Origin of the sequence: Streptomyces sp. McG3 (genome assembly GCF_018619185.1) — a bacterium.
Lineage (GTDB): Bacteria > Actinomycetota > Actinomycetes > Streptomycetales > Streptomycetaceae > Streptomyces.
The window spans coordinates 1-6,479 of sequence record NZ_JAAXYC010000380.1; the positions used below are offsets into that span (position 1 = coordinate 1).

The window sequence follows — 6,479 nt, forward strand, 5'->3', positions numbered from 1 at the left end:
CCCCACCGCCCTCCCCGAGCGACGGGATACCCGGTCCGGCCGCCTCCGGCCGGGTCGAACTCGCCCACGGTCACGTCCCCGACGACCCCCGCTTCGCCAACGAGGACCTGCTGCCCGTCCCCGTCGAGCGCCGCACCTGGACGACGTACAACTTCGCGGCCCTGTGGATCGGCATGGCCCACAACATCCCGTCCTGGCTGCTCGCCTCCGGTCTGGTGGCGCTCGGCATGGACTGGAAACAGGCCGTGTTCACCATCGCGCTCGCCAATGTGATCGTGCTGGCCCCGATGCTGCTCACCGGGCACGCCGGGCCCAAGTACGGCATTCCCTTCCCGGTCCTGGCGCGAGCCTCCTTCGGGCTGCGCGGCGCCAATCTGCCCGCCCTGATCCGGGCCGCCGTCGCCTGCGCGTGGTTCGGCATCCAGACCTGGATCGGCGGCGTCGGCATCTTCACGCTGCTCGGCAAGCTCTTCGGCGGCTGGGCCGGCGCGGCGGAGATCGGCGGGCAGCCGTGGACCCTCTGGCTCTGCTTCGCCCTCTTCTGGGTCCTCGAACTGGCCATCATCTACCGGGGGATGGACACCCTGCGCCGCTTCGAGAACTGGGCCGCGCCCTTCGTCCTGGTCGGTGCTGTCGTCCTGCTCGTCTGGGTCGCGGTCAAGGCGGGCGGCTTCGGCCCGCTGCTGGACCAGCCGTCCGCGCTCGGCTGGGGCGCCGACTTCTGGCCGGTCTTCTTTCCCTCGCTGATGGGCATGATCGCCTTCTGGTCGACGCTCTCCCTCAACATCCCCGACTTCACCCGCTTCGGCGCGGGCCAACGCGCCCAGATCCGGGGGCAGTCGCTCGGGTTGCCGACCACCATGACGTTCTTCGCCCTGCTCTCGGTCTTCGTCACCTCCGGGTCGCAGGCGGTGTACGGGGTGGCCATCTGGGACCCGGTCCAGCTCGTGGCCCGTACCGACAACGTCTTCGGGCTGGTCTTCGGCCTGGTCACCGTGCTGATCGCGACGATCTCGGTGAACATCGCGGCGAACGTGGTCTCACCGGCGTACGACCTGGCGAACCTCGCGCCGAAGTTCATCAGCTTCCGGACCGGGGCGCTGATCACGGGCGTGCTCGGGGTCGTGATCATGCCGTGGAAGCTCACCGAGACGCCCGAGCTGTACATCTTCACCTGGCTGGGCCTGGTCGGCGGACTGCTCGGCACCGTCGCGGGCATCCTGATCGCCGACTACTGGATCGTCCGCCGCACCGTCCTCGACCTGGCCGACCTCTACCGCCCCGGCGGCAGGTACTGGTACCGGGGCGGCTGGAACTGGCGGGCGGTGGTCGCCTTCGCGGTCGGCGGCGTCCTCGCGGTGGGCGGCTCGCACTCGGCCCCCGGCAAGGGCCCCTTCCCCGCCGACGGACTGATCCCGTTCCTGAAACCGCTGGCCGACTACGGCTGGGCGGTCGGGCTGGCCTCCTCGCTGCTCCTGTACGTGGCGCTGACCCGCCGGGGGAGTGGGGCGGCGGCGGTCTGAGAGGACGCCGCACCGGTGCCGAGCCACTTCAGCCCGTCCAGGAGGAAGGTGTTCTGGGTGGCGGAGGCGAAGGTCGACGACAACGGGGTGTCGGTCGCGTAGTCCATCGCGTTGTGGCCGAAGTTGGCGTACAGCATGCGGTAGTCGTGGTTGGTCCACACGATCGGGTAATCGCCGCTGTACCAGCTCTGGCCGGGGTCGGTCCCCAGCGGGAAACTCACCGGGTCGACCGAGGCCAGTACGTCGATGTCCGGGTCGGCCCGCAGATCGCGGCTCCAGCTGTACCACTCGCTCACCGACGAGGTGAACGTGCCCGGCAGGCGTCGCGTCGACGGATGGGTGCGGTGGTCGGTGTGCAGCGTCGCGGTGGTGGGCCCCCAGGTGTTGGTGGCGAAGTTCCCGCTGCCCAGGAACTCGTCGTAGTACCAGGGCCAGCTCCGCGCGCTGGTGGTGAACGCCGCGACGTGAAAGCCCATCCAGGATCCGCCGCCGCGCATGTACGCCTCGAAACCCGCGCGTTGGGCCGACGACTGCGGGGCGTCGTCGAGGAAGAGGACCACGTCGTAGCTGTTCAGCGCCGCGCTGTCGGCGAGCAGGTTCCAGTTGTTCGTCGAGGTGTACGTGAAGCCGTTCTCCGCCCCCGCCTTCGGAAACCACTCGTTGGCCTCCTTGACGAAGCTGATGTGGGCAGCGTCCCAGGTGCCGTTGTAGAACGCGACGACCTTGAACGACGCCGCGGCGGCGGGTGCGCGGGCGGCCGCGCCGGCCGGTGACACGAGAAGTCCCAGCAGCAGGGCCAGGAGGGCGAGGAGCGACAGGCCGGCGCGTGTGCGGCCGTGGGGGGCCTGGGGCATGGGTATGGTCCTTTGTTCGTCCATGTGGCGACCGTTCCACCATGTGATTAAGAAGTGAACAGAACAAAGTGTCAAGGCTTTGGTCCGGACCAGCCCCGAGGTCGCGGTGAATCGCCGGCACAGCGCCACAAACGGGGAGTTGATGCCGATCATCGCGGGTGGGACCGGATTCACCTTCCGTACGCGCAGTCTTGACGCGGTCACGGAACGGCCCTAACTTCACGGCCTGAAGTAAGCCCCCCGCGCCGGCAGGAGACACATATGAGAATGCCCGGACCTCTCGCAGCCCGTGGCTCGCGCCACGACGGACACAGACCCCGGCGCCGCTCCACGCCGCTGCTGGTCCTCGGTGGGCTGGTGGCCTCCCTGCTTACCGCCGTCGGCGCCGCCCCCTCCGCGCAGGCCGCGGAACTCCCGACGGGCTGGGTGACCGTGACGGCCGGTCACAGCGGCAAGTGCGTGGACGCCGCCGCCGCCGGGACGGCCGACGGCACCGCGGTGCAGCAGTACGCCTGCAACGGCAGCACCGCCCAGCAGTGGCAGTTCCGGCCGGTCGGCGGGGGATACGTCCGGGTCGACAACCGCAACGACGCGGCGAAGAGCTGGGACGTGACGGACGTTTCCACGGCCGACGCCGCCCCCGTGCAGCTCTGGTCGTACTCCGGCGGGAACAACCAGCAGTGGCTGCCCGTGGAGGAGCCCGGCGGCGCCTTCCACTTCGTGAACCGCAACAGCGGCAAGTGCCTCGACGTCCCGTCCGCCTCCACCGCCGACAACGCCCGCATGCAGCAGTACACCTGCAACGGATCGGCCGCGCAGTCCTTCCGGGTGGGCGCCACCGACGTACCGAACCCGCCCGGCACCCCGGACTTCGGCCCCAACGTCACCGTCTTCGACCCCTCCACGCCCCGGGCCACCATCCAGAACAAGCTGAACCAGGTCTTCGCCCAGCAGGAGACCAACCAGTTCGGCTCCCAGCGCCAGGCCCTGCTGTTCAAGCCCGGGAGTTACGACGTGGACGCGAACGTCGGCTTCTACACCCAGGTCGCCGGGCTCGGCCTGTCGCCCGACGACGTCACCATCAACGGGGGCGTCCACGCCGAGGCGGACTGGTTCCAGGGCAACGCCACCCACAACTTCTGGCGCTCCGCCGAGAACCTCTCGGTCAACCCGCCCTCCGGCACCGACCGTTGGGCCGTGTCGCAGGCGGCCCCGTACCGCCGTATGCATGTGCGCGGCAACCTCCAGCTCGATGACGGCGGCTGGTCCAGCGGCGGCTTCATGGCCGACTCCAAGATCGACGGCCAGGTCCGCTCCGGCACCCAGCAGCAGTGGCTCTCCCGCAACAGCCAGTGGAACAGCTGGACCGGATCCAACTGGAACATGGTCTTCGTCGGTGACGTGGGCGCCCCTGCCAACAGCTTTCCCCACCCGCCCTACACCACCGTCGCCCAGACGCCCGTGAGCCGCGAGAAGCCCTTCCTGTACGTGGACGGGGCCGGCGCCTACCAGGTCTTCGTCCCGGCCCTGCGGACCAACTCCCAGGGCACCACCTGGGCTTCCGGTGCACCGGCCGGCCAGTCGCTGCCCATCGAGCAGTTCTTCATCGTCAAGCCGGGCGCGACCGCGACCCAGATCAACGCGGCGCTCGCCGAGGGCAAGAACCTGCTCTTCACCCCGGGCGTCCACCGGATCAACCAGCCGATCGACGTCACCCGCGCCAACACCGTCGTCCTCGGCCTCGGGCTCGCCACCGTCATCCCCGAGAACGGCATCACCGCCATGAACGTCGCCGACGTCGACGGTGTGAAGATCGCCGGACTGCTGATCGACGCGGGTACCGTCAACTCCCCGACGCTGATGCGGGTCGGACAGCCGGGAGCGAGCGCCCGGCACACCGCCAACCCCACCTCGCTGCACGACGTCTTCTTCCGCATCGGCGGGGCCGCCGTCGGCAGGGCCACCCAGAGCCTGGTCGTCAACAGCTCCGACGTCATCGGCGACCATCTGTGGCTCTGGCGCGGCGACCACGGCAGCGGCATCGGCTGGAACACCAACACCGCGGCCACCGGACTCGTCGTCAACGGGACGGACGTGACGATGTACGGGCTGTTCGTCGAGCACTACCAGCAGCACCAGGTGATCTGGAACGGCAACGGCGGACGCACCTACTTCTTCCAGAACGAGATGCCCTACGACCCGCCCGGCCAGGCCGCCTGGATGAACGGTTCGACCCGCGGCTACGACGCGTACAAGGTGTCCCCGTCCGTCACCCGCCACGAGGCGTGGGGCCTGGGAAGCTACTGCTTCTTCAACGCCAACCCTTCCGTGGTGGCCGAGCGCGCCTTCGAGGCCCCGAACACGCCAGGAGTGCGCTTCCACAACATGGTGACCGTCTCGCTCGGCGGGACCGGCACGATCAACCACGTCATCAACAACACGGGAGGACCGTCCGACTCCGGCAGCAACGTGGCCAACCTGGTGGCCTATCCGTAGCTCCGGGCAGGGCCTCAGACGGGTTTGACGCTGCGGCCCAGCAGGGCCGTGACATCCACCGTCTCGTCCGCGGAGGGAGTGGCCGTGGGCACCGGCCGGTCGAATCCGGAGAAGTCCACGGTCCCTTCCTCGTCGGCGTCGCGCACGGTGATCCGCACCGGGTACGGCGTGCCCTCGGCGGCCACGTAGGCCGTCAGGCGCTCGTTGCCCTCGGCACGGGTCACCGGAACGACGGGCGCACCGTTCACCTCGGTCCTCTCGCCCTTCGTGAGGGTGCCCCGGTCGGCGGTGCCGGCGTTGTCCGTGATCAGCTCGCGGAAGGTGTCGAGATCGCACACCTCGGTCACGCTCAGCAGCCGGGGGTCGTCGGCCTCGGCCTTCATGTAGCGGCCGTCGAGGATCGCGTCGAAGGTGGAGCCGCCGATCGGCACATGGTTCTTCCAGAAGTCGGCGTCCGGCTTCAGCCAGACGTCGTCGCCCCGCTTGACGATCTCCACCGAACCGTCGCCGCCCATGTCGACCCCGCCCGCGCAGTTCCCCTCGCGGTCCAGCGTGAGGTCCAGGCTCGCATCCGGCCCGGCCCCGTCGATACTGCCGCGCGCGCTCAGACGCAGGGAGTCCACGTCGAGCAGGGCGTCGCGCGAGCGGTCGGCGATCTCCTCGGCGGGGAGCGAGTCGATGTCGTCGTCAGCCTGCGCGACCACACCACTCGTCAGGGTGAGAGCAGCGGTCGCGGCCCCTGCCGCCGCACGCGCGGCCCAACGGTGTGCGCTCACATCGCCTCCTCGAAAACGCCCCGGTCAGGGGGTGCGCTCCATGAGAACCGGCACATTCGAGCGTACGCCGCGAGCGGGGGAGCCGCCCGGCGCACTCACGGAGCGTGAGAAGTGAACGCGTTTCTCGTTACGGAGGGTGGGCAGAGCTGCGGTGATCCCCGTCGGGATCACCGTAGGCACGCACCACGTAAGGAGAACCATGAAGCTGTTCACGGGGAAGAGGCCGATCACGGGGAGCGACCGGTTCCGGTCGGTCCGGCGGGCCGTCGCCGCGGCCTCCATGGCGGCGGCGCTGGCGGTCCCGGTCACCGCGTCGACCGCGTCGACCGCGGCCGCCGCCCCGGCCGCGATCCCGCCCGGCCTCTCCTGCGACACCGGTAAACACGCCATCGACGACTACACGGGCTTCGCGCTCTGTCGCAACAACGGCAGCCGGACGCAGACCTTCTGGGTCCACCTCGTCTGCGGCTGGTCCCCGGACGTCGACGGCGAACACGTCACTCTCAGGCCCGGCGAGTCCGGCCAGTCCACCGCCCACTGCGCGGGCCTCGGCACCGGCATCGGCGAGATCCACGTCCGCCCGTGACCTGGGACCCGCTCAACCGGTCCGGCCGGACCGGTTGAGCGTGCCGCCTCCTCTCGTTACCCTCCAGTAAGTACGTGAGGGCGCAGCCGGGACGACCGGTCGGCCCGCACCACGAGGGAGGCGGCACGCCCATGTCCTCAGCGGAGCCCACCGAGCAGACCGGCCCAGCGCGACCTCCTGGTCATCGGGCTCTTCCTCGCCCGCCATGAACATCACGATGAAGCCTGTCTCTTATAAACATCTC

General features: G+C 69.6%; 4 protein-coding genes and 1 pseudogene. 3 read left to right on the forward strand and 2 right to left on the reverse strand.

Annotated elements, in window-relative coordinates; all coding sequences use genetic code 11:
• A partial coding sequence (locus HET64_RS34730) for an NCS1 family nucleobase:cation symporter-1 (protein ID WP_251146296.1) occupies positions 1 to 1,523 on the forward strand: 1,523 nt, incomplete at its 5' end.
• A gap of 7 nt (positions 1,524 to 1,530) precedes the next feature.
• On the opposite strand, the pseudogene HET64_RS34735 reads toward HET64_RS34730, so the two are convergent.
• A pseudogene (locus HET64_RS34735) lies at positions 1,531 to 2,377 on the reverse strand (ThuA domain-containing protein); the annotation flags it as partial.
• Between the two features lie 267 nt (positions 2,378 to 2,644).
• Here HET64_RS34735 and HET64_RS34740 point away from each other — a divergent pair.
• Entirely contained in the window at positions 2,645 to 4,873 is a 2,229-nt protein-coding gene (locus tag HET64_RS34740; protein WP_215111231.1) for an RICIN domain-containing protein, read from the forward strand.
• A 14-nt stretch (positions 4,874 to 4,887) separates the two neighbouring features.
• Here HET64_RS34740 and HET64_RS34745 read toward each other — a convergent pair whose 3' ends face one another.
• Positions 4,888 to 5,649 carry a hypothetical protein gene (locus HET64_RS34745; protein ID WP_215111232.1) on the reverse strand — a complete coding sequence of 254 codons (762 nt, stop codon included), beginning with the start codon at positions 5,647 to 5,649 and terminating at the stop codon, positions 4,888 to 4,890.
• Between the two features lie 199 nt (positions 5,650 to 5,848).
• Between HET64_RS34745 and HET64_RS34750 the strand changes: the two genes are divergently transcribed.
• Positions 5,849 to 6,235, forward strand: coding sequence for a hypothetical protein (locus HET64_RS34750; protein ID WP_215111233.1), 387 nt, complete (start codon positions 5,849 to 5,851; stop codon positions 6,233 to 6,235).
• The last annotated feature ends 244 nt before the right edge of the window (positions 6,236 to 6,479 follow it).

Coding starts and splice junctions, on each gene's coding strand:
- HET64_RS34740 (WP_215111231.1), top strand. CDS start 2,645: ATGCCCGGACCTCTCGCAGCCCGTGGCTCGCGCCACGACGGACACAGA.
- HET64_RS34750 (WP_215111233.1), top strand. CDS start 5,849: ATGAAGCTGTTCACGGGGAAGAGGCCGATCACGGGGAGCGACCGGTTC.